This window comes from Pseudomonas anguilliseptica, assembly GCF_021375795.1.
Taxonomy (GTDB): domain Bacteria; phylum Pseudomonadota; class Gammaproteobacteria; order Pseudomonadales; family Pseudomonadaceae; genus Aquipseudomonas; species Aquipseudomonas anguilliseptica_A.
In genome coordinates this window covers 134,145-158,942 of the sequence record NZ_JAEIOI010000001.1, presented here as the reverse complement: position 1 = coordinate 158,942, position 24,798 = coordinate 134,145, and the positions used below count along the sequence as shown (strand labels likewise).

The window sequence follows — 24,798 nt, the reverse complement described above, 5'->3', positions numbered from 1 at the left end:
CCGCCAAGTATGGCCGCAATTCTATTCTCACAGCGCATTAGTAACCAATTATTTTCTGTTCACAAAGCGACATTAACGCGTAGCCAATCGTCAAAGCCCCTTATAAGCCCGCGCCAGTACGGCTGGTCGCTATCAATAGTTGGTTCCTATGAATACAGCCGCTATGCTTGGCTGCATCTCAATGGATAAAGACTATGACCCTCACCGAACTGCGCTACATAGTCACCCTCGCTCAGGAACAGCACTTCGGCCGCGCCGCTGAACGCTGCCATGTCAGTCAGCCGACGCTGTCTGTGGGGGTAAAGAAGCTTGAAGATGAACTCGGCGTACTGATCTTCGAGCGCAGCAAGAGCGCAGTGCGCCTGACCCCGGTTGGCGAGGGCATTGTCACCCAGGCGCAGAAGGTGCTGGAACAGGCCCAGGGCATCCGCGAACTGGCCCAGGCCGGCAAGAACCAGATGGCCGCCCCCCTGAAAATCGGCGCGATCTACACCGTCGGTCCTTATCTGTTCCCGCACCTGATTCCGCAACTGCATCGCGTCGCACCGCAGATGCCGCTGTATATCGAAGAAAACTTCACCCACGTACTGCGCGACAAACTGCGCAACGGCGAGTTGGACGCGATCATCATCGCCCTGCCTTTCCATGAAGCCGACGTACTGACCAAACCCTTGTACGACGAGCCGTTCTACGCGCTGCTACCGGCCGGGCACCCTTGGGCCGCGATGGAAACCATCGACACCAAACTGCTCAACGACAAGAGCCTGTTGCTGCTCGGTGAAGGCCACTGCTTCCGCGACCAGGTGCTGGAAGCCTGCCCAACCCTGCGCAAGGGCGGTGAAGACAGCGCCAAGCACACCACGGTTGAATCCAGCTCACTGGAAACCATCCGCCACATGGTGGCCTCCGGTCTTGGCGTGTCGATCCTGCCGTTCTCTGCGGTTGACAGCCACCACTACGCCCCTGGCGTCATCGAAGTGCGACCGCTCAGCCCACCGGCCCCGTTCCGCACGGTCGCCATTGCCTGGCGCGCCAGCTTCCCGCGGCCAAATGCGATTGAGGTGCTGACCGACTCCATCCGCCTGTGTTCAGTGGCCAAACCACTGCCCAAGAGCAGCTAAGACAGGCCATGACCGAACTGGCCGCGGTTTCTGTCACCGCGCTGAAAGGCGTGGGCGCGGCATTGGCCGAAAAGCTCGCCAAGGTCGGCCTGGAAACATTGCAGGATGTGCTGTTTCACCTGCCGCTGCGCTACCAGGACCGCACCCGCATCGTGCCAATTGGCGCATTGCGTCCCGGTCAGGACGCTGTGGTGGAAGGGATTGTCGCCGGCGCGGATGTGGTCATGGGCCGTCGCCGCAGCCTGCTGGTACGCCTGCAGGATGGCAGCGGCACCCTCAGCCTGCGCTTTTACCACTTCAGCCAGGCACAAAAGGAAGGCCTCAAGCGCGGCACGCAGATCCGTTGCTACGGTGAAGTGCGCCCCGGCTCCTCAGGCCTGGAAATCTATCACCCGGAATACCGCGCACTGTCCGGCAACGAACCGATCGCTGTCGAGCAGACCCTGACACCGATCTACCCGACCACCGAAGGCCTGACCCAGCAGCGCCTGCGTCAACTCAGCGAGCAGGTCCTGGCGCGCCTCGGCCCGCACAGCCTGCCCGACTGGCTGCCACGTGAACTGGCCGACGACTACCAGCTCAGCCCGCTTGATCAAGCCATCCGCTATTTGCATCGACCGCCACCGGATGCCGATCTGGAAGAACTCGCCGAAGGCCGTCATTGGGCGCAGCATCGCCTGGCGTTCGAAGAGCTGCTGACCCACCAGCTGTCCTTGCAGCGCCTACGTGAAAGCGTGCGCGCGCAGCAGGCACCCGCCCTGCTCATTGCACGCAGCCTGCCGCAGCAGTACCTGGCCAACCTCGGCTTCACCCCGACCGGCGCACAGCAGCGCGTCGGTGCGGAAATCGCCTATGACCTCAGCCAGAGCGAGCCGATGCTGCGCCTGGTGCAAGGCGACGTCGGTGCCGGCAAGACCGTGGTAGCGGCCTTTGCCGCACTGCAGGCGCTGGAAGCCGGTTATCAAGTGGCGCTGATGGCGCCTACCGAAATTCTCGCCGAGCAGCATTTCCTCAATTTCAGCAAATGGCTCGCACCGCTCGGCCTGGACATCGCCTGGCTGGCTGGCAAGCTCAAAGGCAAAGCCCGCGCCAACGCGCTGGAACAGATCGCCAGCGGCGTGCCCATGGTGGTTGGCACCCATGCGCTGTTTCAGGAGGAAGTACAGTTCCAGAAACTCGCCCTGGTGATCATTGATGAACAGCACCGCTTCGGCGTGCAGCAGCGCCTGGCCTTGCGCCAGAAAGGCGTGGGCGGGCGCATGTGCCCGCATCAGTTGATCATGACCGCCACGCCGATCCCCAGAACCCTGGCCATGAGTGCCTACGCCGACCTCGACACCTCGATTCTCGACGAACTGCCGCCCGGTCGTACCCCGGTGAACACCCTGGTGATCGCCGACAGCCGCCGCCTGGAAGTGGTCGAACGGGTACGCCTGGCGTGCAACGAAGGGCGCCAGGCCTATTGGGTGTGCACCCTGATCGAGGAATCCGAAGAGCTTACCTGCCAAGCCGCCGAAACCACCTTCGAGGATTTGTCGGCGGCGCTTGGCGGGTTAAATGTCGGCTTGATCCACGGCCGCATGAAACCGGCGGAAAAGGCCGCGGTGATGGACCAGTTCAAGCAGGGCCAACTGCAACTGCTGGTGGCCACCACGGTGATCGAGGTCGGCGTCGACGTGCCCAACGCCAGCCTGATGATCATCGAGAACCCTGAGCGCCTGGGTCTGGCCCAGCTGCACCAACTGCGTGGCCGGGTCGGTCGTGGCAGCGCCGCCAGCCATTGTGTGCTGCTCTACCATGCACCGCTGTCACAACTCGGCCGCCAGCGCCTGGCGATCATGCGCGAAACCTGCGATGGCTTCGTAATCGCCGAGAAAGACCTGGAGTTGCGCGGGCCGGGCGAGATGCTCGGCACTCGCCAGACCGGCCTGCTGCAGTTCAAAGTAGCCGATCTGATGCGCGACGCTGACCTGCTGCCCGCTGTGCGCGACGCCGCCCAGACCCTGCTGGAACACTGGCCGCAGCACGTCAGCCCGCTGCTTGAACGCTGGTTGCGCCACGGGCAGCAATACGGGCAAGTGTGATCCAACGCACAGGGCAACCGTCAGCTGCACCGCATTTTCGTGAGTCTGCTGTTTATACTTGAACCACTGCCGCCTCTGCCGGATACCGCCATGACTGAACTTGCCCTTGCTCCCGACACTGCCGCGCAACCGCCTGCGGTGATTCTGCAATTGCTGGAAAAACTGGGTCTGGCCTACCAAATCCGCCGTGACCAACCCAGCCTGCCGAGCGCGCAACGCCTGCAAGCGGTGCTGCTCGACGACGCAGTAGGGGCATTGCTGGTGCTCTATCCGCAGAATCAGTTGCTCGACCTCAACCGCCTCACCGAGTTGACGGGTCGTCAGCTCACCGCCGTGAAACCGGAGCGCCTGGAACGGATGCTGGGCAAGCACAACCTGAAAGTGCTGCCAGGCTTGCCACCACTGACCAGCTCGCCGTGCCTGTATGACGAACGCCTGCTGCAAGTGCCCAGCCTGTATATCGAATCGGGCCAGCCTGGCGTACTGCTGGAACTGCACACCGAAGCGTTCAAGAACCTTCTGAGCAAGGCCAGCGCTGCGCGCTTTGGCGAACCGCTGAGCAATATCCGCCTGAACCTCGACCGCCCGGACGACGACCGCGCCGAAATCACCCAGGCAGTGCAGGCCTTTACCGCCCGCCGCATCCAGCAACGCCTGGAAGAAACCATCGAAATCCCGCCGCTGCCGGAAACCGCGCAAAAGATCATCAAACTGCGCGTCGACCCGGAAGCCACAGTGGACGACATCACCGGCGTGGTGGAAACCGACCCGGCACTGGCCGCGCAGGTGGTCAGTTGGGCCGCTTCGCCGTACTACGCCGCCCCCGGCAAGATCCGCTCCGTGGAGGACGCCATCGTCCGCGTACTCGGCTTCGACCTGGTGATCAACCTGGCCCTCGGCCTGGCCCTCGGCAAAACCCTGAGCCTGCCCAAGGATCAGCCGCAGCAGGCCACACCCTACTGGCAGCAGGCGATCTATACCGCTGCCGTGATCGAAGGCCTGACACGCGCCATCCCGCGCGCGCAACGCCCGGAAACCGGGCTGACCTATCTCGCCGGGCTGCTGCACAACTTCGGTTACCTGGTCCTGGCACACGTCTTCCCACCGCACTTCTCGCTGATCTGCCGACACCTGGAAGTCAACCCACACCTCTCGCACAGCTATATCGAACAGCACCTGCTGGGCATCACCCGCGAACAGATCGGCGCCTGGCTGATGCGCTACTGGGACATGCCGGAAGAACTGGCCAGCGCCCTGCGCTTTCAGCACGACCCGGAATACGCCGGCGCACACGCGGTCTACCCGAACCTGGTGTGTCTGTCGGTCAGTCTGCTGCGCAACCGTGGCATTGGTGCCGGGCCGCAAAGTGACATTCCACAGAGCCTGTTCGACAACCTTGGCATCAGCCGGGACAAGGCCGAAGAAGCCGTAAGCAAGGTGCTGGCGGCCGAGGTCGCCCTGCGCGAACTGGCGGCGCAATTCCACCCGGCACACTGAACCTGCTGCAACGAAAAAGGGGCCTACGGGCCCCTTTTTCATTGCAAACCAAGCCTTACTTCTTCGACTTCAACTGGGCACGCCGTGCGGCGAACAACTCGGGCAGAATCTGCACACTATTGTCGAGCAACTGGGCAACCGCCGGTTGCTCGTACACGGCCGCATATTCGGCCAGTTTTTCGCTGGGCATCTGCCGGTAGGCGTAGAGCATAAAGGACTCCACCGCCTCGGCGCTGGACGTGCGCAGCGCGTCTTCCTGGGCCTTGGTCTGGCTGCTCAGCGCTTTCTCGTCGATGCTTTCCCCGCGCCCCTGCAGGGCCAGAAAAGCCTGGGTCTTGCCCACTTCATAACGCAGCAAGGTGGCCAGGGTGGTGGTATGGGCAGCGGCATCCAGACGCCGCACCAGGGCCAGCCGCTCCTCACGCGGCGGACGCTCGCCCAGCTGCTTGCGGTAAGCCGCCAGGCCTTCGGCGCCGCCCTCACCCACCGACCGCTCAGCAGCAGTAAACCCCTGCGCCAGCGGGCTTTCCAGCAGGCGTTTGGCCTGTTCCAGCTGCGCCTGGTCGAGCTTGCTGCTCAAGCGCTTGGCCAGATCCAGGCACAAACCATCGGCAGCAAACACCTTGGCCAGCTGCGCTTGTTGCTTATCAGTCAGACCACGCTGCACCAGTGGGGCGCTCTGTTCACAGAGCAAACGAATACCGGCCAGTTCGAATAACGGCGCAAAGGCTTCGGCTTTGGGGGGCGCGGCGTGGACAAGGGAGGCGGAAAACAGCAGGGCAATCAGCAGCAGACGCATGGGCACTCTCTCACTATGGCTTTGCCCAGCCTAGCGAATGCGGTGCGCGCCGGCCAGCCCTGGCGCGCACAGCGTGCCAATCAGGCCGCTTTTTTGACGGCGTCTTTCTTCTTCGGCATCAGGTATTTGGTCAGGCCCTGGAACCAGATCACCAGTGCCGGGTTGCCCTGGATCTGGATGTCCTTGTTCTGAATACCTTGCATAAACGCCAGTTGCTTGTTTTTCGCGCTCATCGTGGCGAAACCGTAGGCCGCATCCTTGAAGCCCAGGGCAAAGGCTGGCTCAGTAGCCGGGCCACGCTTGCTGGTGATGCGCTGGTTCTTGACGATGAAGTGACGGGCAACCTTGCCGTCCAGGGTGTGCAGCTGAAAGACCATATCGCGGTCGATCAGTTGTTGTTGGAACGCCGGGTTTTCACGGCTGGCCTTGGCCATCAGGCGGCCCAGCATCCACAGAAGAAAACGGAATTTCATGCGCGAGGCCTCGCAAAGGAAAGGAAAGGAAAAGGCGGCGCATTGTAGCGGTTTGTGGCGGGGACTACATCCGGCTGAAAGAAGGGCCGGACAGGTACTGGTAGAGCAGCCCGGAGCCTTACGCTCCGGGCCTTGAGACTCAGTTGACCGCGTCTTTCAGGGACTTGCCCGGCTTGAAGGCGACGGTGTTGCTGGCCTTGATCTTCACCGGCTGGCCGGTCTGCGGGTTTTTGCCGGTGCGAGCACCGCGGTGACGTTGCACGAAAGTACCGAAGCCCACCAGAGTCACGCTGTCCTTACGGTTCAGGGCGTTGGTGATTTCTTCAAGTACCGCGTTGAGTACACGGTTGGCCTGATCTTTGGTCAGATCCGCCTTATCGGCGATGGCGGCGGCGAGTTCCGGTTTACGCATAAATGCCTCTTTACGGTTTTTTGTTGTTGTGTCCGGGCTGCTCTGCGTGAGCAGATACCAAGGCGCCACAACAGCTCTAGGCTGCGGCAGACTGAGGGAGGATGGCATGCCATGGGGCCCCGCGCCAGTCTTGCCCGACAGTTAGAACGGGCAATTTTGTGGCATATCCGACAGAACGACCGCTATTCAGGCCAAAAGCGCCGGTAACAGCTTATTCAGGGCCAATTTTTCCTGCACGGCCGTACCGGTGAGGGCATACCCGATCAGGCTGCCATCGGCGGCCAGGCAGAGCGCCTTGATATCGCCGCCACTGCCTTCCACACGCCACTCGCCTTGCAGGCCACACGGCGGTGGCGATACCACCAGCGGGCAAACCGGGGTTTTTACCGTGACCGGCATCGGCCCGTAGTTCACCGCCGTCGCAGTGCCGGCCAGGGTTTGCGCCAGCGCACGGGCGCCGGTCATCAGCGGCATGACGTAGAGCAGGTTGATGCCATCGACCTCGGCGCAATCACCCAGGGCGTAGATATTGGCGTGAGAGGTGCGCAGCTGGCGGTCAACCACTACCCCGCGATTGACCGCCAATCCCGCGGCAGCCGCCAGTTCGATGCGCGGGCGCAGGCCGACGGCGGACAGCACCAGATCACACTCGATCAGCGTGCCGTCGGACAGGTGCGCTTCCAGCGCAGCACCTTTGTGGTTCAGGCTGGCCAGTACCGGGCCGAGGTGGAAACGCGCCCCCAACCCTTCCAGACCGGCTTGAACCGCGGCGGCGGCAGCCGGATGCAGCAGACCCGGCATCACCTGCTCGCAGGGTGCCACCAGCTCGACCTGATAACCGCCCAGGCTCAGGTCATTGGCAAACTCGCAACCGATCAGCCCGGCGCCCAGCAGCAAAACGCGCTGCTTGCCGGCGGCTGCCGCACGAAAGCGTGCGTAATCTTCCAGATCGTTGATCGAGAAGATCGCATCATCGGCATCACCTTCGACCGGTACGCGAATCACCTCGGCGCCCCAGGCCAGTACCAGATCACGGTACGGCACCGCTTCTTCGCCGATCCACAACTGCTTATGGCCAGGGTCAATGCCGCTGATCCGCGTATGGGTGCGTACTTCTGCCTTGAGCTGCTCAGCCATGGCGCCCGGCTCGGCCATGCTCAGGCCATCGGCGTCCTTGTTCTTGGCAAACCCGGTGGACAGCATGGGCTTGGAGTACGAGCGACCGTCGTCGGCAGTGATCAGCAGCAGTGGGGTTTCGCTGTCCAGCTTGCGAAATTCACGGGCCAGGTTGTAGCCAGCCAGGCCGGTGCCGACGATAACGACAGGTGCACTCATTACTGCATTCCTCACTCATGGCGCGCGGGCGCGACCGGGGTCAATTCTTCGGGGATAGATGGCTCAGGCGATCTCGATCATCTCGAAATCCAACTTGCCGACGCCACAGTCAGGGCACAGCCAGTCGGCGGGAATATCTTCCCAGGCCGTACCAGGAGCGATGCCTTCCTCGGGCATGCCTAGGGCTTCGTCATAGATAAAACCGCACACCACACACTGCCACTTACGCATAACCACCTCGCTGCTGATTCAGCTCGTTCGGGGTATTGAGTATGGGCACTCGCCAAACAAAACGGCGACCCTTGGGTCGCCGCCTAGAGCAGCATCTACTTAGAACCAGTTTCAGATCTCGCGAGCTAGAGCGATGCAAGGCAAAAACAGGCGAGAAAGCGGAGTTTACGGCTGTAAATGAGCATTTCGAGCCTGTTTTTAACGCAGCAGCGCCGACGCGCAGCAGATCGGAGACGGTTCTTAGCCGATTTCGATCATTTCAAAATCCAGCTTGCCTACGCCACAGTCCGGGCACAGCCAGTCTTCCGGAACATCCTGCCACGCCGTACCGGCGGCGATGCCTTCATCAGGCCAGCCTTGGCTCTCGTCGTAAATCAGTCCACAGACCACACATTGCCACTTCTTCATAACTACCTCTGGCGGATCACACGGCTATTGCGCCGGGGAAACTACCGTATATGTGCAGGTGCGCCAAGCCGCCGGGCGATGAATAGCCCGTCATCGGGGCCAACCAAAGTCGGGTTGTGCCGGGCGTAGCGGTCAATCGCCGCGTCTTGCGCCACCTGTCCGAGCAGAGGGCTCATGTTAGACTCGCGCGCCTCTGCCTACGATGAAACCTGCCCGTGCCCCACGCCGCTCTCGCTCATCCGCCGCGCTGGCTGACTGCCAGCCAACTGCACCCCGCGCCCACGGCAGCGGTGCGCGACTGGCTGTTCAATGAAGATTCGCTGACCCGCCGCCTGACCGCTCTGTCGGCCAATGGCTTTAGCGTGACCCCGCTGCAGGAAGGCTGGCAGCGCCTGCGCAACGATGAGTGCAGCGCACTGGGCGTAGTCAACGGCAGCCAGGGCTGGGTGCGCGAGGTGTACCTGCGCGGCCACGGCCAGCCCTGGGTATTTGCCCGCAGCGTGGCGGCGCGCAGCGCGCTGGAAGGCTCCGGCCTGGCACTGGACCAACTCGGCAGCCGCTCGCTGGGTGAATTGCTGTTCAGCGACCGCGCCTTTGATCGCGGTGAGCTGCAGGTGTGCCGCTACCCGGCCCAGTGGCTGCCAGTGGAAGCCTGTAGCGAGCGCCTGTGGGCGCGGCGTTCATGCTTTAGCCGTGGCGCGTTGGGCGTGTTGGTGGCCGAGGTGTTTCTACCCGAGTTCTGGCTGGCCGCCGAGCTCGATACGCCGTAGGCCAGATGACGCATCACCCATCCATCGTTGCGTCCTGGGGTGGATGAAAAGCCTCCGGCCTCACCTCGCTATCCACTGCCGGCTTCCCCCGTATAATCAGCCGCACCTCGCACGGAGACGCGCTCGATGTATACCCGCCTGCTGCATTCACTCAATCGCCTGCACCCGCGCACCTGGGACTTTATCCAGCTGATGCGCCTGGACAAGCCCATCGGCATCTACCTGCTGCTGTGGCCGACGCTGTGGGCGCTGTGGGTGGCGGCCGAAGGCATGCCGAGCTTGAGGAACCTGCTGATCTTCGTCTTCGGGGTGATCCTGATGCGCGCCGCCGGCTGCGTGATCAACGACTACGCCGACCGCAACTTCGACGGCCACGTCAACCGTACCCAGGCGCGTCCGCTGGCCAGCGGCAAGGTCAAACCGCGCGAAGCCTTGATCCTGTTCGCCGTATTGGTGGCAGCCAGCTTTATCCTCGTGCTGTTTACCAACGCCACCACCATCTGGCTGTCGTTCGGCGGTTTGGCCCTGGCCGCCTGCTACCCCTTTATGAAGCGCTACACCTTCTATCCGCAGGTGGTGCTCGGAGCGGCGTTTTCCTGGGGCATGCCGATGGCTTTTACCGCCGAAACCGGCAGCCTGCCGCCGGAAGCCTGGCTGCTGTATATCGCCAACCTGCTATGGACCGTGGCCTACGACACCTACTACGCCATGGCCGACCGCGAGGACGACCTGAAGATCGGCGTGCGCTCCACCGCCATTCTGTTTGGCGATGCCGACCGTCTGATCATCGTCATCCTCCAGGGCCTGGCGCTGCTCTGCCTGCTGCTGGCCGCCGCGCGCTTCGAGCTGGGCCTGTACTTCCACCTAGGCCTGCTGGCCGCCGCCGGCTGCTTTGCCTGGGAGTATCACAAGACCCGCAACCGCAAGCCGATGGCCTGCTTCAATGCCTTTCTGCACAACCACTGGGCCGGCTTGGCGATCTTTATCGGCCTGGTTCTGGACTACGCGCTGCGCGGGTAGAAAGGTGGCTTGCCGCGCAGCTGTCATATCGCTGCAATAATTCCGTTATCTAATGCAGCCCATTACAGCGAGATGACCCGAGGCTTGATCCATGGTTGGCAAGAACATCCTGATCGTCGATGACGAAGCACCGATCCGTGAAATGATCGCCGTGGCCCTGGAAATGGCCGGCTACGAGTGCCTGGAAGCGGAGAACACCCAGCAGGCACACGCCATCATCGTCGACCGCAAACCCGATCTGATCCTGCTCGACTGGATGCTCCCCGGCACCAGCGGCATCGAACTGGCGCGCCGCCTCAAGCGCGATGAGCTGACCGGTGATATCCCGATCATCATGCTCACTGCCAAAGGCGAAGAGGACAACAAGATCCAGGGCCTGGAAGTCGGCGCCGACGACTACATCACCAAGCCGTTCTCGCCCCGCGAACTCGTCGCTCGCTTGAAAGCCGTGCTGCGCCGCGCGGGCCCGACCGACAGTGAAGGCCCGATCGAAGTCGGCGGCCTGCTGCTCGACCCGGTCAGCCACCGCGTGACCATCGACGGCAAACCCGCCGAGATGGGGCCCACCGAATACCGCCTGCTGCAATTCTTCATGACCCACCAGGAACGTGCCTACACCCGCGGCCAGCTGCTTGATCAGGTCTGGGGCGGCAACGTGTATGTCGAAGAGCGCACCGTCGACGTGCATATCCGCCGCCTGCGCAAAGCCCTTGGCGAGGTCTACGAGAATCTGGTGCAGACGGTACGCGGCACGGGTTACCGTTTCTCCACCAAGAGCTGACTTAAGCTCTGCGGCACCAGGCAAGCATGGATTGATTGGCGGATGAGTGTGAATTGAATCAAGACTGGCGCGGCCCCCTGATACGTCGTTTGTTGCTGCTGGTCGGCGTCTGCCTGCTGCTCGGGCTGATCACCGGCGAATACGCCTGGGCGCTGGTGCTCGGCCTGGCCGGCTACCTCGGCTGGCACCTGCAACAACTGCTGCGCCTGCATAAGTGGCTGCGCACCCGCCAGGGTGACGAAGCGCCGCCCGATGGTTACGGCCTGTGGGGCGAGGTGTTCGACAGCATCTACCACCTGCAACGCCGCGACCAGAAAGTCCGCGGCCGCCTGCAAGCCGTGATCGACCGCGTGCAGGAATCCACGGCCGCGCTGAAAGATGCGGTGATCATGCTCGACCGCGACGGCAACCTGGAGTGGTGGAACATCGCCGCGGAAAAGCTGCTGGGCCTGAAAACCCCGCAAGACAGCGGCCAGCAGATCAGCAACCTGGTGCGCGACCCGCGCTTTATCGAGTACTTCGAGAACCACAATTACAACGAGCCGCTGGAGTTGCCCTCCCCGGTCAGTGACCGCCTGCGTCTGCAATTTCATATCACCCAGTACGGCAACCGTGAGCACCTGATGCTGGTGCGCGACATCACTCGCTTGTATCAGCTGGAGCAGATGCGCAAAGACTTCGTTGCCAACGTCTCCCACGAGTTGCGCACCCCGCTGACAGTGATCAGCGGCTACCTGGAAACTCTGCTGGATAATGTTGAAGACGTTAACCCACGCTGGCTACGCGCCCTGCAACAGATGCAGCAGCAAGGCGGGCGCATGCAGAACCTGCTCAACGATCTGCTCTTGCTGGCCAAACTGGAAGCCACCGATTACCCCTCGGACAATCAGCCGGTGGCCGTCGACCTGCTGCTGCTGAGCATCAAGAACGATGCCCAGGCGCTGTCCGGCGAACGTCATCACCGCATCAGCCTGGAGGCAGACCCGCACCTCAAGCTCAAAGGCAGCGAGACGGAGCTGCGCAGCGCCTTCTCCAATCTGGTGTTCAACGCCGTGAAATACACCCCGGACGAAGGCAATATCCAGATTCGCTGGTGGAGCGATGAACAGGGCGCACACCTCAGCGTGCAGGACAGCGGCCTGGGGATCGAAGCCAAGCATCTGCCGCGCCTGACCGAACGCTTCTACCGGGTCGACTCCAGCCGCGCCAGCAACACCGGTGGCACGGGCCTGGGCCTGGCCATCGTCAAGCATGTACTGCTGCGCCACCGCGCACGCCTGGAGATTGTCAGCAGCCTGGGTAAAGGCAGTACCTTTACCTGCCACTTCCCGACCCAGCAGGTTGTCAGACGCGGCCAGTAGCCGCGTCCTACTTGCAAAGCCGGCTGGCAACCTCCACCCTTTAGCGGTCATTCACTACCCGAACCCTGTATGGACCCCTCCACGAGTTACGTCGCCAACAACTATTTCGCCGATTTCGGCCTTGTCCTCTTCGCCCTGTTTCTGGTGCTGCTCAACGGCTTTTTCGTTGCCGCCGAGTTCGCCATCGTCAAACTGCGCGCCACCAAGGTGGATGCCCTGGCCGCCCAGAACGGCTGGCGCGGGCATATCCTGCGCACCGTGCACAATCAACTGGACGCTTACCTGTCAGCCTGTCAGCTGGGTATCACCCTGGCCTCGCTAGGCCTTGGCTGGGTCGGTGAGCCGGCCTTTGCTCACCTGCTGGAACCGCTGCTCGGAGCCATCGGTATCGAATCGCCGAAGCTGGTGCATGGCATCGCCTTCTTCACCGCGTTTTTCATCATTTCCTACCTGCACATCGTGATCGGCGAGCTGGCACCCAAGTCCTGGGCGATCCGCAAGCCCGAGCTGCTATCGCTGTGGACGGCCGCGCCGCTGTACCTGTTCTACTGGGCCATGTACCCGGCGATCTTCCTGCTCAACGCCAGTGCCAATGCCATCCTGCGCATCGCTGGCCAGGGCGAGCCGGGGCCGCACCATGAGCATCATTACAGCCGCGACGAACTCAAGCTGATCCTGCACTCCAGCCGCGCCAGCGACCCCAGTGATCAGGACATGCGCGTACTGGCTTCGGCCGTGGAACTGGGCGAACTGGAAGTGGTGGACTGGGCCAACTCCCGCGAAGACCTGGTGTCGTTGCCGCTGACCGCTGCACTGGATGAGGTGTTCAGCGTATTCCGCAGGCACAAGTACAGCCGCTACCCGATTTATGACGACACCAGCGGCGAATACGTTGGCGTGCTGCATATCAAGGACTTGCTGTTGCACCTCTCCTTGCTGGAAATGCTGCCCTCGGCGCTGAAACTGGCCGAGCTGATGCACCCGATCGAGCGGGTTGGCCGGCATATGCCGCTGTCCAATCTGCTCGAGCAGTTCCGCCAGGGCGGTTCGCACTTCGCCCTGGTTGAGGAAGCCGACGGCAAGGTGATCGGCTACCTGACCATGGAAGACGTGCTGGAAGCCCTGGTCGGCGATATTCAGGACGAACACCGCAAGGCCGAACGCGGCATCCTCGCCTACCAGCCGGGAAAACTGCTGGTGCGCGGCGACACGCCATTGGCCAAGGTCGAACGCCTGCTCGGTGTCGACCTCGATCACGTCGAAGCGGAAACCCTGGCCGGACTGATCTACGACACGCTCAAGCGCATGCCCGAGGAAGAAGAAGTGCTGGAAGTCGACGGCCTGCGCATCATCGTGAAAAAGATGAAAGGCCCGAAGATCGTACTGGCCAAGGTGCTGAAGCTGGATTGAGCAGCTAAGGATTGCTGCTCCCTCTAAATATTGAGTCGGTGCGCACGGCGCACCCTACCTCAAACCACCTTATTCACCGCCAACGGCGAAGTTAGGCAGGCTGTTGACCGGCTGCGAGAAGTCAAAGGGGATCGACTCCAGCGCCAGGCCGACATTGCGCTGCACCACGAAGTGCAGGTGCGGGCCGGTGCTGTTGCCGGTATTACCGGAGCGCGCCAGAAATGCACCAGCGGCGACATGGCTACCCTCGCTGACAGCCACCGAGCCCTGCATCAGGTGCAGGTAAACGCCCATGGTGCCGTCGTCATGCAGGATGCGCACATAGTTGCCGGACGGGTTATTGCCACGGCCGCTCTGCTGGTTCTCGGTTTTCACCACTACACCGCTACGCGCGGCGACAATCGGCGTGCCTTCCGGCATGGCAATGTCCATGGCGTAACGGCCTTTGGGGGTGAAGTGACTGTACTTGCCATTCGCCCCCTGGGTCAGGCGGAACGGCCCTCCACGCCAGGGCAGCGGGTAGTGTTGCTGAGTCGGCAACAGGCGCGGGTCACCCATGGCATAGCGCAGCTTGGGGGTGTAGCGCATGGGTTTGCTGGCATCACGCGGGGCCAGGGTGGCCAGGCGGATATTGCTGCGCGGCGGCAGCACCCAGTTGATGGGTTTGTCGGGGACACCGCTGACGTTGTCCAGCGCATCCAGACGCAACTCGATCTGCACCGGGGCATGCAGGTCATTGCGCACCAACAGGGTTTCGCCGGCCTCGTGCTTCTTGGTTTCCAGCTTTACCTGGTTGTCCAGGCGTTCAACCATGCGGTCGCGGAATACAAAGACCTGGGCACCGGCTGTGGCCTTGTCGGTATAGGTGACCACGCCGTTGGCATCGGTGTACTTGTAAATGGTCAACGCCATTGCCTGGCCGGCAAGGGTCAACAAACTGCAGAGAAGTATCAGACGCCCTAGCATAACGACTCGGATCTTGTGATTGGTCTGTCCGGGCCGTTCAGATTAGCAGCCGTTTGGCAGCCATGCGACCCGGCGCACCAGGGTTGTGAGCCACCTCGCAGGCCGCTGCGGGCGCGGCACTCAGGCACCCGGACTGAAGTGCTTCTGCGCAGTGCCGCGGGCGATCAACCGGGAGATGTAGTCCAGCTTCTGCGGATCCTGGTCAACGAACTTGAACGTCAACTGCAACCATTCGCTGTCCGGTTTCGGCTCGAAAGCCGCCACCGCATGCAGGTAACCGTTAAGCCGTGCAGTTTCCGCCGCTTCGCCCTGCTCCAGATCAAGCACAGCACTGTCCAGAACCTGCGGCAGGTTTTCGCTGCGTTTAACCACCAGCAGCGCTTCCTTGAGGCTCAATGCCTTGATCACGCAGGCCATGTTGCTGCCCGAGGCCAGACGCAACTGGCCTTGCCCGCGTCCGGTTGGCGCCGCACTGGCAGCCGCTTTACTGGCCGCCGGCTTGCCGGCCGCGGCGGGTTTGGCCTGTGGCGCAGCGGCAGGCTTGAGCACATCCGCCTTGCCGCCAGTCAGGGCAGACAGCGAATCATTGGCAAAGGCCCCGGTGCTGAGCATCTTCGGCGGCGCGCTGGACATCAGCGCCTGCAACTTGCCAGCGCGGCTCAGGGCCTTTTTCACCTTGGTGACCAGTTGCTCATTAGAAAACGGCTTGCCGATAAAGTCGGAAACGCCGGCCTGAATCGCCTGCACGACGTTTTCCTTGTCGCCACGGCTGGTGACCATGATGAAGGGGGTGATCTTGTGGCTGTCCTGCTCGCGGCACCAGGTAAGCAATTCCAGGCCGGACATCTCCGGCATTTCCCAGTCGCAGAGAATCAGGTCGATGCTCTGCCGACCAAGCAGTTGCTGGGCCTTGCGCCCATTCACTGCTTCTTCGATCTGGATGCCGGGGAAGTGGTCGCGCAACCCTTTTTTCACCAGATCTCGGATAAAGGTTGCGTCATCCACTACCAGCACACTGACTTTGCTCATCGGCCACTCCCTTTGTAATGGCCTTAAGCATAGTCACGGCTACTGGCCAAAGGCCAACCGAAATGCACAGATGTGGCGATTACCTGCATTTTTTGCCAGGCGGGCGACAGCCTATCACCCGCTGGCGCATGCCTTAATTACCCTTGCCGGTGCCCTGTACTTCTTCCTGCATGCGGGTCAGGCCGATGTGCTTCACGTCAGTGCCGCGCACCAGGTAGATCACCAGCTCGGCGATATTGCGCGCATGGTCACCGATGCGCTCCAGCGAGCGCAGGGCCCAGATGATGTTGAGCACCCGCGAGATCGAGCGTGGGTCTTCCATCATGAAGGTCACCAGCTCACGCAGAGCGGTCTTGTATTCGCGGTCAACGGTCTTGTCGTACTGCGCCACCGACAGCGCCAGATCGGCGTCGAAGCGGGCGAAGGCGTCCAGGGCCTCCTGCACCATCTTGCGCACCTGGTCGCCGATATGCCGCACCTCGACGTAGCCGCGCGGCGCTTCGCCTTCCTCGCACAGCAGGATCGCACGCTTGGCGATCTTGGTGGCTTCGTCGCCGATGCGCTCCAGATCGATCACCGACTTGGAGATGCTGATGATCAAACGCAGGTCCGACGCTGCCGGCTGACGGCGGGCGAGAATGCGCACGCATTCTTCGTCGATATTGCGTTCCATCTGGTTGATCTGGTCATCGATCTCACGCACCTGCTGAGCCAGACCGGAGTCGGCGTCGATCAGCGCGGTCACTGCGTCGTTGACCTGTTTCTCGACCAGGCCGCCCATGGCCAGCAGATGGCTGCGCACCTCCTCCAGCTCGACGTTGAATTGCTGGGAGATATGCTGGGTAAGGTTTTCTTTATTGATCATGTGCAAACCCTTGGTTTAACCGAAAACGTCTGTGCTTAGGATGGGCTTTGGCAGAGGGTCCTGGGCAAGGAGGCGGAACGCAGACAGTACAAGTAGTACGGCAAGTTCCGCCGACGCAGTCCAGCGCACTCTGACATGGCCATCAGCCGTAACGGCCGGTGATGTAGTCTTCAGTCTGTTTTTTCGCCGGGTTGGTGAACAGCGTGTCGGTATCACCGAACTCGATCAGTTTGCCCATGTACATAAACGCCGTGTAATCCGACACCCGTGCCGCCTGCTGCATGTTGTGGGTAACGATAACGATGGTGTACTTGGACTTCAGTTCGTAGATCAGCTCTTCGACTTTCAGCGTGGAGATCGGGTCGAGTGCCGAGCAGGGTTCGTCGAGCAGCAGCACTTCCGGCTGCACGGCGACAGTACGGGCGATCACCAGACGCTGTTGCTGACCGCCAGACAGGCCCAGTGCCGACTCATGCAGGCGATCCTTGACCTCTTCCCAAAGCGCCGCGCTCTTCAGTGCCCACTCAACCGCTTCATCGAGCACGCGCTTCTGGTTGATGCCCTGGATGCGCAGACCGTACACCACGTTTTCGTAGATGCTCTTGGGGAACGGATTAGGCTTCTGGAACACCATGCCGACGCGGCGACGCAGCTCGGCCACGTCTTCGCCCTTGCGGTAGATGTTGTTGCCATCGAGGTTGATTTCGCCTTCAACGCGGCAGCCGTCCACCAGGTCATTCATGCGGTTGAAGGTGCGCAGCAGGGTCGACTTGCCGCAACCGGACGGGCCGATAAAGGCCGTGACACGCTGCTTGGGGATGGTCATCTTGACGTCGAACAGTGCCTGTTTGTCGCCGTAGTACAGGTTCAGGCCCGGTACGTCGATGGCCACACGCTCCTTGCTCATGTCCAGACCCTGACGATCGCGGCCCAGGGCCGCCATGTCGATACCGTGTGTATGTGTTTCGTGCTGCATGGGATGCTCCCTACGCTAACAATTCGTCTATGCCGCCCAGCCATGGGCTAGGCGGCGTAAAAATCAGTGATCCAGCGCTTTGTACTTCTCGCGCAGGTGGTTACGCAGGTATACCGCGCTCAAGTTGAGCAACGCGATAACCAGCACCAGCAGCAACGCAGTGGCATATACCAGCGGACGCGCGGCTTCGACGTTGGGGCTCTGGAAGCCGACGTCATAGATATGGAAGCCCAGGTGCATGATTTTCTGATCCAGGTGCAGGTACGGGTAGTTGCCATCCACCGGCAGACTCGGGGCCAGCTTGACCACACCGACCAGCATCAGTGGCGCCACTTCACCCGCGGCACGCGCCACCGCGAGGATCAGGCCGGTCATCATGGCCGGGCTGGCCATCGGCAGCACCACGCGCCAGAGGGTTTCAACCTTGGTCGCCCCCAGGGCCAGGGAACCTTCACGCACTGCACGAGGAATTCGCGCCAGGCCTTCTTCAGTGGCAACGATCACCACCGGAACGGCAAGAATTGCCAGCGTCAGCGAGGCCCAGAGCAGACCTGGCGTACCAAAGGTCGGAGCTGGTGCAGCTTCCGGGAAAAACAGGCTGTCAATCGAGCCACCCAGCACATAGACGAAGAAGCCCAGGCCGAACACGCCGTAGACGATCGCCGGTACACCGGCCAGGTTGTTTACCGCGATGCGGATCACCCGGGTCAGCGGGCCTTGCTTGGCGTATTCACGCAGGTAGATGGCCGCCACCACACCAAACGGGGTGACGATCACGGCCATGATCAGGGTCATCATCACAGTGCCGAAGATCGCCGGGAAGATGCCGCCTTCGGTGTTGGCCTCACGGGGATCGTCGCTGACGAATTCCCACAGTTTGGTGAAATAGAAACCGAGCTTATCGGCTACGCCCATGGCATTGGGCTGGAAGGCGCGGACCACCTTGCCCAGGCTCAGGCTGATCTCGCGGCCATCGACGCTGCGCACAGTCACACTGTCGCGGTTGAACGCCTGGTTGAGGGCGATCAACTCAGTTTCCAGCACCTTGTATTCGGCATCCCACTGGGCACGTTCGGCGTCCAGTTCAGCCTGGGCCACGGCATCCAGCTTGCCCTGCAGCTCCAGCTTGCGGGTTTGCAGGCGAATGCGCTCAAGGCCGGCGTTGATTCGACCAATGTCCTTTTTCTCCAGGCGTACCAGCTGCGTATGCAGCTGGTCGACACGCACCAGGCGCTCCTGCAGGGCCGCCCAGCTGGCATCGCCCTCAGCGACCAGTTCGCCGTTTTCCTTGACGTTGACCAGGTAGCCGTAGAAGTTGCCCCACTCACGGCGCTCGAAGGCGGTGAGGGTTTGCGGGGTGCGCGGGTTGCTCAACCACTCGCCCACCACCCAGGTGAAGTCCGCACCATACAGGTCACGGTTACCCACCTTGAACAGTTCGCGGGTCATGAACTCGCCGCCTTCGCTGTCCACCGGCAGGCCGGAGGCTGCCAGGCGCGCACGCGGTACTTCTTCAATCTGGGTGATCTCGCCGGCCATTACCTTGGTTTCCTGACCAGGAATCCGGTAATCGGCCTCAACGATATCCGCCGGCCAGAAGTGGCCGAGGCCACGCACGGCAATCACCATCAGCAGGCCCAGGGTCATGATCACCGCAATCGACACCGCGCCGGCGTTCATCCAGATCCACGGCGTACCGCTCTTGAACCAGGTTTTCAGGTTGTTCTGTTTCACGGACATATACCTTCCCAAGCCTTAGAGCGAGGCGTACTTGACGCGCAGACGCTGGCGCACCAGTTCTGCCAGGGTGTTCATGACAAAGGTGAAGGTCAGCAGCACCAGCGCCGAAAGGAACAGCACGCGGTAGTGCGTACCGCCCACCTCGGATTCGGGCATTTCCACCGCCACGTTGGCGGCCAGGGTGCGCAGGCCTTCGAAGATGTTCATGTCCATGATCGCGGTGTTGCCGGTGGCCATCAGCACGATCATGGTTTCGCCCACGGCGCGGCCCATGCCGATCATGATCGCCGAGAAGATGCCCGGACTGGCGGTAAGGATCACCACGCGGGTCAGAGTCTGCCAAGGCGTGGCACCCAGGGCCAGAGAGCCGAAGGTCAGGCTTTTCGGCACGCTGAACACGGCGTCTTCAGCAATCGAATAGATGTTCGGGATCACCGCAAAGCCCATGGCCAGGCCCACAACCAGGGCATTGCGCTGGTCAAACGGAATGCCCAGATCATTGCTCAGCCACTGGCGCATGTTGCCGTCGAACAGCCAGTTCTCCACATGGCCGCTCATGGCCAGCGACACATAGCCCACCAGCAGGATCACCGGGATCAGCAGGGCCGATTCCCAGCCATCCGGCACGCTCAGACGAATCGACTCGGGCAGACGGCTCCACAGGTAACCTGCCAGCAGGATGCCGATGGGGGTGAAGATCAGCAGGCTGAAGATGCCCGGCAGGTGTCCCTCCACATAAGGGGCGAGGAACAGCCCGGCGAAGAAGCCGAGGATCACCGTGGGCAGCGCCTCCATCAGCTCAATCACCGGCTTGACCTTGCGGCGCATGGCCGGGGCCATGAAGTAAGCGGTGTAGACAGCTGCCGCAATCGCCAGCGGTGCAGCCAGGAGCATGGCGTAGAAGGCGGCCTTCAACGTACCAAAGGTCAGCGGTGCGAGGCTCAGTTTGGGCTCGGCGTCGGTGTTGGCCGACGTGGACTGCCAGACATAGCCCGGGGCGTCGTAGTTTTCATACCACACCTTGCCCCACAGCGAGCTCCAGGAAATCTCCGGGTGCGGGTTATCGACCACGAAACGCTGCAGCTTGCCATCCGCTTCCACCAACACACGGTTGGCGCGCGGTGACAGGGCGGCGACAGCCTGTCCTTCAACAACGGGTTCCACCAGCAGGGTGCGGTGTGCAGTGCTGTGGAAGATACCGAGGTTGCCCTTGGCATCCATCGCGATAAAGCCCTTGCGGCGCTCTTCCGGGAGGATCTGCACAATCGGGCTGCCAGCCATCTCGAAGCGGCGAATCGGCTTGAGTGCGGCTTTGTCGTCGGCGTCACGGACCATGAACCACTGCTGAATGACACCGCTGCTGTCGCCGATCATCAGCGAGATGCCGCCGAGTAGCGCGGTGGCATTGGTGATTTCCAGCTTGCCGTCTTCCAGCAGCTTGTAGCGGCCGTTCAGGCTCTTGCTACGCAGGTCGAAAACATCGGCGGTGCTGCGGCCGTTGACCACATACAACCACATCTGACGTGGGTCGATGATCAGCGCCTTGATCGGCTCGGCAATCTGCGGGAGGGCCAGGCGCTCCTCGCTGAGGGTCACTTCGCCGGTCATCAGGTTTTCTTCGCGACCCAGGCTCAGCACATGCAGCTCGATATCGGTGGAACCCGCGAGCATCAGCGTGTCGCTGTTCAGACTGATGCCGATATGATCCAGCGCGCGACCCTGTGGGTCGAGGCTGATCGGTGCCTCACCGAAGGGATATTCGACACCCGGTTTAATGGTCTTCACATCGTTCGGGTAGGTGATCTTGTAGACATGCTGGAACACCAGCACCTGACCGTTGGACAGGCCCAGTGCCACGCGGTTTGTTCCGGGCTGATCCTGGCCCACCGAGACGATCTGGGTGTTGGCCGGAATCGGTAGCTGCTGTGCATTCAAGGCCTGCATGTTCTTGGCGTCGAAGAACTGCACCTTGCCGTTCTGATCCAGACGCATGGCGACCTGATTCTGCTCTTCCAGCGTCAGCAGCAACGGTGCGCCGACTTCACTCAGCCAGGGCGCGCTGACCGCCTTGCGGCTTTCCAGGCTGGCGCCCTGGAACATTGGCAGCACCACATAAGCCAGGTAGAAGAAGATCAGGGTGATGGTTCCGAGGACGGCCAGACCGCCGACGGATACCGCCCAACGGGCGAAGCGATCTTTCAGCGCACGGATACGCCGTTTGCGCTGCAGAGCCGGAGTGTTGAAGTCCAGCCCGAGGGATTTGGATGTGGCGGTCATGGTTTCACTAGCCAAGTCATTCATAGGTAAGAGCGTCTCTGCGCAGCCATGAGCGCGCCATAGTGATTTCTGTCGCTATACGAGTGCTCACTCTAGCGGCCCTGTATGACAGAAAAGTTACAGCGCTTTGACAAAGCAACGCCCACCTGTCGTAAACGAAGGCGGGCGTGCGAGTTTTTATGGCCTGCCATCCCTGGCGACCACCCTTCGGGCCGTCGCTACGCGACGTTAAAAAGGGTTCCCGACCATTTGGGGGCGTCCTTGCCTAACAGGCCGGTCTTACAGACCCAGTTCCTTCATGGTTTTCTCAACCACTTTGCTCGGCAGCGGGATGTAGCCGTCTTTCACGACCACTTCCTGACCTTGCTTGGACAGCACCAGTTTGACGAACTCGGCATCCAGCGGGCTCAGCGGCTTGTTCGGCGCCTTGTTGACGTAAACGTAGAAGAAGCGAGCCAGCGGGAACTTGCCAGCCAGGGCGTTTTCTTCGTTGGCGTCAAAGGCTTCGCCGCCTTTCTTCGACAAAGGCACAGTCTTCACGCTGGAAGTCTTGTAGCCGATACCCGAGTAACCGATGGCGTTGATGGTGCTGGAGATCGACTGCACCACGGAAGCCGAACCTGGCTGCTCGTTGACGTTGGCCTTGAAGTCACCTTTGCAAAGGGCTTCTTCTTTGAAGTAACCGTAAGTACCGGATACCGAGTTACGACCGAACAGCTGGATCGGCTTGGCCGCCCACTCACCGGTCATGCCCAGGTCACCCCAGGTTTTGATATCGGTAGCGCCACCGCACAGGCGGGTGCTGGAGAAGATCGCGTCAACCTGAGCCATGTCCAGGGACTTGATCGGGTTATCTTTGTGTACGAATACGGCCAGGGCGTCGATGGCTACCGGTACGGCAGTCGGCTTGTAGCCGTATTTCTCTTCGAAGGCCTGGATCTCGGCATCCTTCATCGCACGGCTCATCGGGCCCATGCTGGCGGTGCCTTCAGTCAGAGCGGGCGGCGCAGTAGAAGAACCGGCGGCCTGAATCTGGATGTTGACGTTCGGGTATTCCTTTTTGAACTCTTCAGCCCACAGGGTCATCAGGTTGGCCAGGGAGTCGGAGCCGACGCTGGACAGGTTGCCCGATACGCCGGAAGTCTTGGTGTAGCTCGGCAGAGCCGGGTCGACAGCAGCAACCGCAGTGGCAGTAGCCACGCCAGCGGCGACAAAAGTCATGGCCGCCATCAAACGCTTAAGTTTCATGCCTTACTCCTGGAAAACAAGTGTTGGATTGAACGGGGCCAAGTATCTGTAGGCCGCATGACGACTGTATGTAAGCAATGTGACAGTTAGATGAACGCAACCCATGTTTTGCAGCAGTCGATAAACCGAGAGGCCGAGCCCTGGCGGCCAACTGCCATGGTCGCCCTGCGACTGCCGAGTCGTTATACTCGCAACGCCCGCACTCCCGCGGGCCTGCCGGGCCACCCCGCGATCGCCGCAGAGCCAGACTCGCCGCCAGCGCCAAGCCCTGCACCGCGCCAATAAAAACAACCGCGCCGCGAGCCTATCCGATGCACGATTTCGAACAGGAAGACCCCATCCCGCAAGGCGACCTGGCTTTGCAGATCACCGCGCTGCCACGTGAAACCAACGGATTTGGCGATATTTTCGGCGGCTGGCTGGTGTCGCAAATGGACCTGGCCGGCACTGCCATGGCCAGCAAGGTCGCCGGCGGCCGCGTTGCCACCGTGGCCATCGACCGCATGGCCTTTCTGGTGCCGGTGGCGGTGGGCGCGCAGCTGTCCTTCTATACGCAAACCGTGGAAGTGGGCCGCAGCTCGATCCAGATGCTGGTCGAAGTGTGGAGCGACGATCCGCTGTCCAGCGAATGGCGCAAGGTCACCGAAGCGGTCTTCGTGTTTGTCGCCATCGACGGCAGCGGCCGCACCCGTCCGGTGCCGGCACGGCGCTAGACCAGATGGGTTAGCCCCATCCGCCCGCAAAAACAAAAACGCCGGCTATGAGCCGGCGTTTTGCTGTGCGCTAAAAATTAGCTGCGGATGTTGTAGATATCCTTCTCGTTCAGCTCGGCGTAGTCATACAGACGCTTGAGGTAGGCCTTCTGCTGCGCCCATACCTTGCTCGCCACCGGGTCGGCGGCGGCGCTGGCATCAACCACTTCGGCCGCCACTTCCTTGAGTTTGGCCAGCACTTCGTCCGGCAGGCGACGCACTTCCACACCCTCGGCCTTGAGCTGCTCCAGCGCTTCCATGTTCTTCGCGTTGTAATCGTCGAGCATGTCGCCGTTCACATCACGCGCGGCGGCGCGAACGATGGCTTGCAGATCGGCCGGCAGGGTTTCCCAGGCCTTGATGTTGACGTCCAGCTCGAAGGTGACGTTCGGCTCTTGCCAGCCCGGGGTGTAGTAGTACTTGGCGGCTTTGTGCAGGCCCAGGGCCTGGTCGTTGTATGGTCCGATCCACTCGGTGGCATCGATGGCACCGGTTTGCAGCGCAGTGAAGATCTCACCAGCCGGCATATTGACCACGGTGCCGCCCATCTTGGTCAGCACTTCGCCGCCCAGACCGGGGGTGCGCATCTTCAGGCCCTGGAAATCGGCCACGCCGTTGATTTCCTTGTTGAACCAGCCTGCAGTCTGCACACCGGTCGCGCCGCAAGCCATCGGCAGCACGCCGAACGGCTTGTAGGTTTCTTCCCACAGCTGCATGCCGCCACCACGGTGCAGCCAGGCATTCATTTCCTGGGCGTTGGGGCCAAACGGCAGCGCGCAGAAAAACTGCGCGGCAGGCACTTTGCCTTTCCAGTAGTACGGTGCGCCGTGGCCCATCTCGGCGGTGCCGCGGCTCACGGCATCGAATACTTCCAGCGCAGGCACCAGTTCGCCAGCGGCATAGACCTTGATCTTCAGGCGGCCGTTGCTCATTTCTTCAACCAGTTTGGCGAAGCGTTCGGCGCCCACGCCTACACCCGGGAAGTTCTTCGGCCAGGAGGTGACCATTTTCCAGTTGAAGGTCTGAGCGCTCGCGCCCTCTTGAGGCTTGCCAGCGGTATCGGCTTCTTGCTTGCAACCGGCCAAAGCCGTGGCTGCGAGGCCGACACCGGCTGCTGCGAGTATTTGACGACGTTTCATGCAAAGCTCCTTTATTGTTGTAGTGGTCTGACCACAGGATCGCTGCAGGTAGACCGCGCCTGAGTAACATAGGGGTAAGTGACTCTCAAGCCTAGCGGATACGA

Annotated in this window: 23 protein-coding genes; 9 read left to right on the top strand and 14 right to left on the bottom strand. The window is 61.6% G+C overall.

Annotation, left to right across the window (positions count from 1 at the left end):
• Window positions 1–194 precede the first annotated feature (194 nt).
• The 3 genes from IOD17_RS00745 to IOD17_RS00735 all read left to right on the top strand — a co-directional run bounded on the left by IOD17_RS00745 (window position 195) and on the right by IOD17_RS00735 (window position 4,702).
• Window positions 195–1,121, top strand: coding sequence for a hydrogen peroxide-inducible genes activator (locus tag IOD17_RS00745; RefSeq protein WP_233683214.1), 927 nt, complete (start codon window positions 195–197; stop codon window positions 1,119–1,121).
• 8 nt (window positions 1,122–1,129) lie between these two features.
• Complete coding sequence (gene recG / locus IOD17_RS00740; RefSeq protein WP_233683213.1) at window positions 1,130–3,205, top strand: ATP-dependent DNA helicase RecG; 2,076 nt, start codon at window positions 1,130–1,132, stop codon at window positions 3,203–3,205.
• Window positions 3,206–3,295: 90 nt separating this feature from the next.
• Window positions 3,296–4,702 carry an aminoacyl-tRNA deacylase and HDOD domain-containing protein gene (locus IOD17_RS00735; protein ID WP_233683212.1) on the top strand — a complete coding sequence of 469 codons (1,407 nt, stop codon included), beginning with the start codon at window positions 3,296–3,298 and terminating at the stop codon, window positions 4,700–4,702.
• Between the two features lie 55 nt (window positions 4,703–4,757).
• Here IOD17_RS00735 and IOD17_RS00730 read toward each other — a convergent pair whose 3' ends face one another.
• From IOD17_RS00730 to IOD17_RS00705, 6 genes are all read right to left on the bottom strand, one after another.
• Window positions 4,758–5,501: a hypothetical protein gene (locus IOD17_RS00730; RefSeq protein WP_233683211.1), complete on the bottom strand. Its 744-nt coding sequence runs from the start codon at window positions 5,499–5,501 to the stop codon at window positions 4,758–4,760.
• Window positions 5,502–5,581: 80 nt separating this feature from the next.
• On the bottom strand, window positions 5,582–5,974 hold the full coding sequence (locus IOD17_RS00725) for a helicase (RefSeq protein WP_233683210.1): 393 nt from the start codon (window positions 5,972–5,974) through the stop codon (window positions 5,582–5,584).
• 139 nt (window positions 5,975–6,113) lie between these two features.
• A complete protein-coding gene (locus IOD17_RS00720; protein WP_233683209.1) occupies window positions 6,114–6,386 on the bottom strand; it encodes an HU family DNA-binding protein in 273 nt (90 codons plus the stop codon).
• A 186-nt stretch (window positions 6,387–6,572) separates the two neighbouring features.
• Entirely contained in the window at window positions 6,573–7,721 is a 1,149-nt protein-coding gene (locus tag IOD17_RS00715) for an NAD(P)/FAD-dependent oxidoreductase (RefSeq protein WP_233683208.1), read from the bottom strand.
• 63 nt (window positions 7,722–7,784) lie between these two features.
• Window positions 7,785–7,952, bottom strand: coding sequence for a rubredoxin (locus IOD17_RS00710; RefSeq protein ID WP_233683207.1), 168 nt, complete (start codon window positions 7,950–7,952; stop codon window positions 7,785–7,787).
• Window positions 7,953–8,192: 240 nt separating this feature from the next.
• The gene (locus tag IOD17_RS00705) at window positions 8,193–8,360 is read right to left on the bottom strand and encodes a rubredoxin (protein WP_108489156.1); all 168 of its coding nucleotides are present in this window, start codon (window positions 8,358–8,360) and stop codon (window positions 8,193–8,195) included.
• Window positions 8,361–8,575: 215 nt separating this feature from the next.
• On the opposite strand from IOD17_RS00705, the gene IOD17_RS00700 reads away from it, so the two are divergent.
• From IOD17_RS00700 to IOD17_RS00680, 5 genes are all read left to right on the top strand, one after another.
• Window positions 8,576–9,130 (top strand): chorismate--pyruvate lyase family protein, encoded by a 555-nt coding sequence (locus IOD17_RS00700; RefSeq protein WP_233683206.1) that lies wholly within the window; start codon window positions 8,576–8,578, stop codon window positions 9,128–9,130.
• A 126-nt stretch (window positions 9,131–9,256) separates the two neighbouring features.
• Complete coding sequence (gene ubiA, locus IOD17_RS00695; RefSeq protein WP_233683205.1) at window positions 9,257–10,150, top strand: 4-hydroxybenzoate octaprenyltransferase; 894 nt, start codon at window positions 9,257–9,259, stop codon at window positions 10,148–10,150.
• Between the two features lie 91 nt (window positions 10,151–10,241).
• Complete coding sequence (phoB, locus tag IOD17_RS00690) at window positions 10,242–10,931, top strand: phosphate regulon transcriptional regulator PhoB (protein ID WP_090379663.1); 690 nt, start codon at window positions 10,242–10,244, stop codon at window positions 10,929–10,931.
• 53 nt (window positions 10,932–10,984) lie between these two features.
• The gene (phoR, locus tag IOD17_RS00685) at window positions 10,985–12,292 is read left to right on the top strand and encodes a phosphate regulon sensor histidine kinase PhoR (RefSeq protein ID WP_233683204.1); all 1,308 of its coding nucleotides are present in this window, start codon (window positions 10,985–10,987) and stop codon (window positions 12,290–12,292) included.
• Between the two features lie 69 nt (window positions 12,293–12,361).
• Window positions 12,362–13,702 carry a hemolysin family protein gene (locus tag IOD17_RS00680; RefSeq protein ID WP_233683203.1) on the top strand — a complete coding sequence of 447 codons (1,341 nt, stop codon included), beginning with the start codon at window positions 12,362–12,364 and terminating at the stop codon, window positions 13,700–13,702.
• Between the two features lie 69 nt (window positions 13,703–13,771).
• Here IOD17_RS00680 and IOD17_RS00675 read toward each other — a convergent pair whose 3' ends face one another.
• The 7 genes from IOD17_RS00675 to IOD17_RS00645 all read right to left on the bottom strand — a co-directional run bounded on the left by IOD17_RS00675 (window position 13,772) and on the right by IOD17_RS00645 (window position 22,803).
• On the bottom strand, window positions 13,772–14,668 hold the full coding sequence (locus IOD17_RS00675; RefSeq protein ID WP_233683202.1) for a peptidoglycan DD-metalloendopeptidase family protein: 897 nt from the start codon (window positions 14,666–14,668) through the stop codon (window positions 13,772–13,774).
• A 120-nt stretch (window positions 14,669–14,788) separates the two neighbouring features.
• Entirely contained in the window at window positions 14,789–15,697 is a 909-nt protein-coding gene (locus IOD17_RS00670; protein ID WP_233683201.1) for a response regulator, read from the bottom strand.
• A gap of 133 nt (window positions 15,698–15,830) precedes the next feature.
• Entirely contained in the window at window positions 15,831–16,562 is a 732-nt protein-coding gene (phoU, locus tag IOD17_RS00665) for a phosphate signaling complex protein PhoU (protein ID WP_233683200.1), read from the bottom strand.
• Window positions 16,563–16,704: 142 nt separating this feature from the next.
• Window positions 16,705–17,538 (bottom strand): phosphate ABC transporter ATP-binding protein PstB, encoded by an 834-nt coding sequence (gene pstB / locus IOD17_RS00660; protein ID WP_233683199.1) that lies wholly within the window; start codon window positions 17,536–17,538, stop codon window positions 16,705–16,707.
• Window positions 17,539–17,601: 63 nt separating this feature from the next.
• Complete coding sequence (gene pstA / locus IOD17_RS00655) at window positions 17,602–19,278, bottom strand: phosphate ABC transporter permease PstA (protein WP_233683198.1); 1,677 nt, start codon at window positions 19,276–19,278, stop codon at window positions 17,602–17,604.
• Window positions 19,279–19,293: 15 nt separating this feature from the next.
• Window positions 19,294–21,579 carry an ABC transporter permease subunit gene (locus IOD17_RS00650; RefSeq protein WP_233683197.1) on the bottom strand — a complete coding sequence of 762 codons (2,286 nt, stop codon included), beginning with the start codon at window positions 21,577–21,579 and terminating at the stop codon, window positions 19,294–19,296.
• Between the two features lie 255 nt (window positions 21,580–21,834).
• Window positions 21,835–22,803 carry a PstS family phosphate ABC transporter substrate-binding protein gene (locus IOD17_RS00645; protein WP_233683196.1) on the bottom strand — a complete coding sequence of 323 codons (969 nt, stop codon included), beginning with the start codon at window positions 22,801–22,803 and terminating at the stop codon, window positions 21,835–21,837.
• Between the two features lie 311 nt (window positions 22,804–23,114).
• Here IOD17_RS00645 and IOD17_RS00640 point away from each other — a divergent pair, with 311 nt between their 5' ends.
• Window positions 23,115–23,516: an acyl-CoA thioesterase gene (locus tag IOD17_RS00640; RefSeq protein ID WP_233683195.1), complete on the top strand. Its 402-nt coding sequence runs from the start codon at window positions 23,115–23,117 to the stop codon at window positions 23,514–23,516.
• 77 nt (window positions 23,517–23,593) lie between these two features.
• Here the strand turns inward: IOD17_RS00640 and IOD17_RS00635 are convergent, their stop codons facing one another.
• A complete protein-coding gene (locus IOD17_RS00635) occupies window positions 23,594–24,694 on the bottom strand; it encodes a TRAP transporter substrate-binding protein (protein ID WP_233683194.1) in 1,101 nt (366 codons plus the stop codon).
• Between the last annotated feature and the right edge of the window lie 104 nt (window positions 24,695–24,798).

Excerpts from the sequence above, each read along its gene's own strand:
- IOD17_RS00735 (WP_233683212.1), top strand. The coding sequence starts at position 3,296 with ATGACTGAACTTGCCCTTGCTCCCGACACTGCCGCGCAACCGCCTGCG.
- IOD17_RS00650 (WP_233683197.1), bottom strand. The coding sequence starts at position 21,579 with ATGAATGACTTGGCTAGTGAAACCATGACCGCCACATCCAAATCCCTC.
- IOD17_RS00730 (WP_233683211.1), bottom strand. The coding sequence starts at position 5,501 with ATGCGTCTGCTGCTGATTGCCCTGCTGTTTTCCGCCTCCCTTGTCCAC.
- IOD17_RS00710 (WP_233683207.1), bottom strand. The coding sequence starts at position 7,952 with ATGCGTAAGTGGCAGTGTGTGGTGTGCGGTTTTATCTATGACGAAGCC.
- IOD17_RS00720 (WP_233683209.1), bottom strand. The coding sequence starts at position 6,386 with ATGCGTAAACCGGAACTCGCCGCCGCCATCGCCGATAAGGCGGATCTG.
- IOD17_RS00670 (WP_233683201.1), bottom strand. The coding sequence starts at position 15,697 with ATGAGCAAAGTCAGTGTGCTGGTAGTGGATGACGCAACCTTTATCCGA.
- ubiA (WP_233683205.1), top strand. The coding sequence starts at position 9,257 with ATGTATACCCGCCTGCTGCATTCACTCAATCGCCTGCACCCGCGCACC.
- IOD17_RS00645 (WP_233683196.1), bottom strand. The coding sequence starts at position 22,803 with ATGAAACTTAAGCGTTTGATGGCGGCCATGACTTTTGTCGCCGCTGGC.
- phoU (WP_233683200.1), bottom strand. The coding sequence starts at position 16,562 with ATGATCAATAAAGAAAACCTTACCCAGCATATCTCCCAGCAATTCAAC.
- IOD17_RS00675 (WP_233683202.1), bottom strand. The coding sequence starts at position 14,668 with ATGCTAGGGCGTCTGATACTTCTCTGCAGTTTGTTGACCCTTGCCGGC.
- IOD17_RS00680 (WP_233683203.1), top strand. The coding sequence starts at position 12,362 with ATGGACCCCTCCACGAGTTACGTCGCCAACAACTATTTCGCCGATTTC.
- IOD17_RS00745 (WP_233683214.1), top strand. The coding sequence starts at position 195 with ATGACCCTCACCGAACTGCGCTACATAGTCACCCTCGCTCAGGAACAG.
- IOD17_RS00640 (WP_233683195.1), top strand. The coding sequence starts at position 23,115 with ATGCACGATTTCGAACAGGAAGACCCCATCCCGCAAGGCGACCTGGCT.
- phoB (WP_090379663.1), top strand. The coding sequence starts at position 10,242 with ATGGTTGGCAAGAACATCCTGATCGTCGATGACGAAGCACCGATCCGT.
- IOD17_RS00725 (WP_233683210.1), bottom strand. The coding sequence starts at position 5,974 with ATGAAATTCCGTTTTCTTCTGTGGATGCTGGGCCGCCTGATGGCCAAG.
- recG (WP_233683213.1), top strand. The coding sequence starts at position 1,130 with ATGACCGAACTGGCCGCGGTTTCTGTCACCGCGCTGAAAGGCGTGGGC.
- IOD17_RS00635 (WP_233683194.1), bottom strand. The coding sequence starts at position 24,694 with ATGAAACGTCGTCAAATACTCGCAGCAGCCGGTGTCGGCCTCGCAGCC.
- pstA (WP_233683198.1), bottom strand. The coding sequence starts at position 19,278 with ATGTCCGTGAAACAGAACAACCTGAAAACCTGGTTCAAGAGCGGTACG.
- IOD17_RS00705 (WP_108489156.1), bottom strand. The coding sequence starts at position 8,360 with ATGAAGAAGTGGCAATGTGTGGTCTGTGGACTGATTTACGACGAGAGC.
- pstB (WP_233683199.1), bottom strand. The coding sequence starts at position 17,538 with ATGCAGCACGAAACACATACACACGGTATCGACATGGCGGCCCTGGGC.
- IOD17_RS00715 (WP_233683208.1), bottom strand. The coding sequence starts at position 7,721 with ATGAGTGCACCTGTCGTTATCGTCGGCACCGGCCTGGCTGGCTACAAC.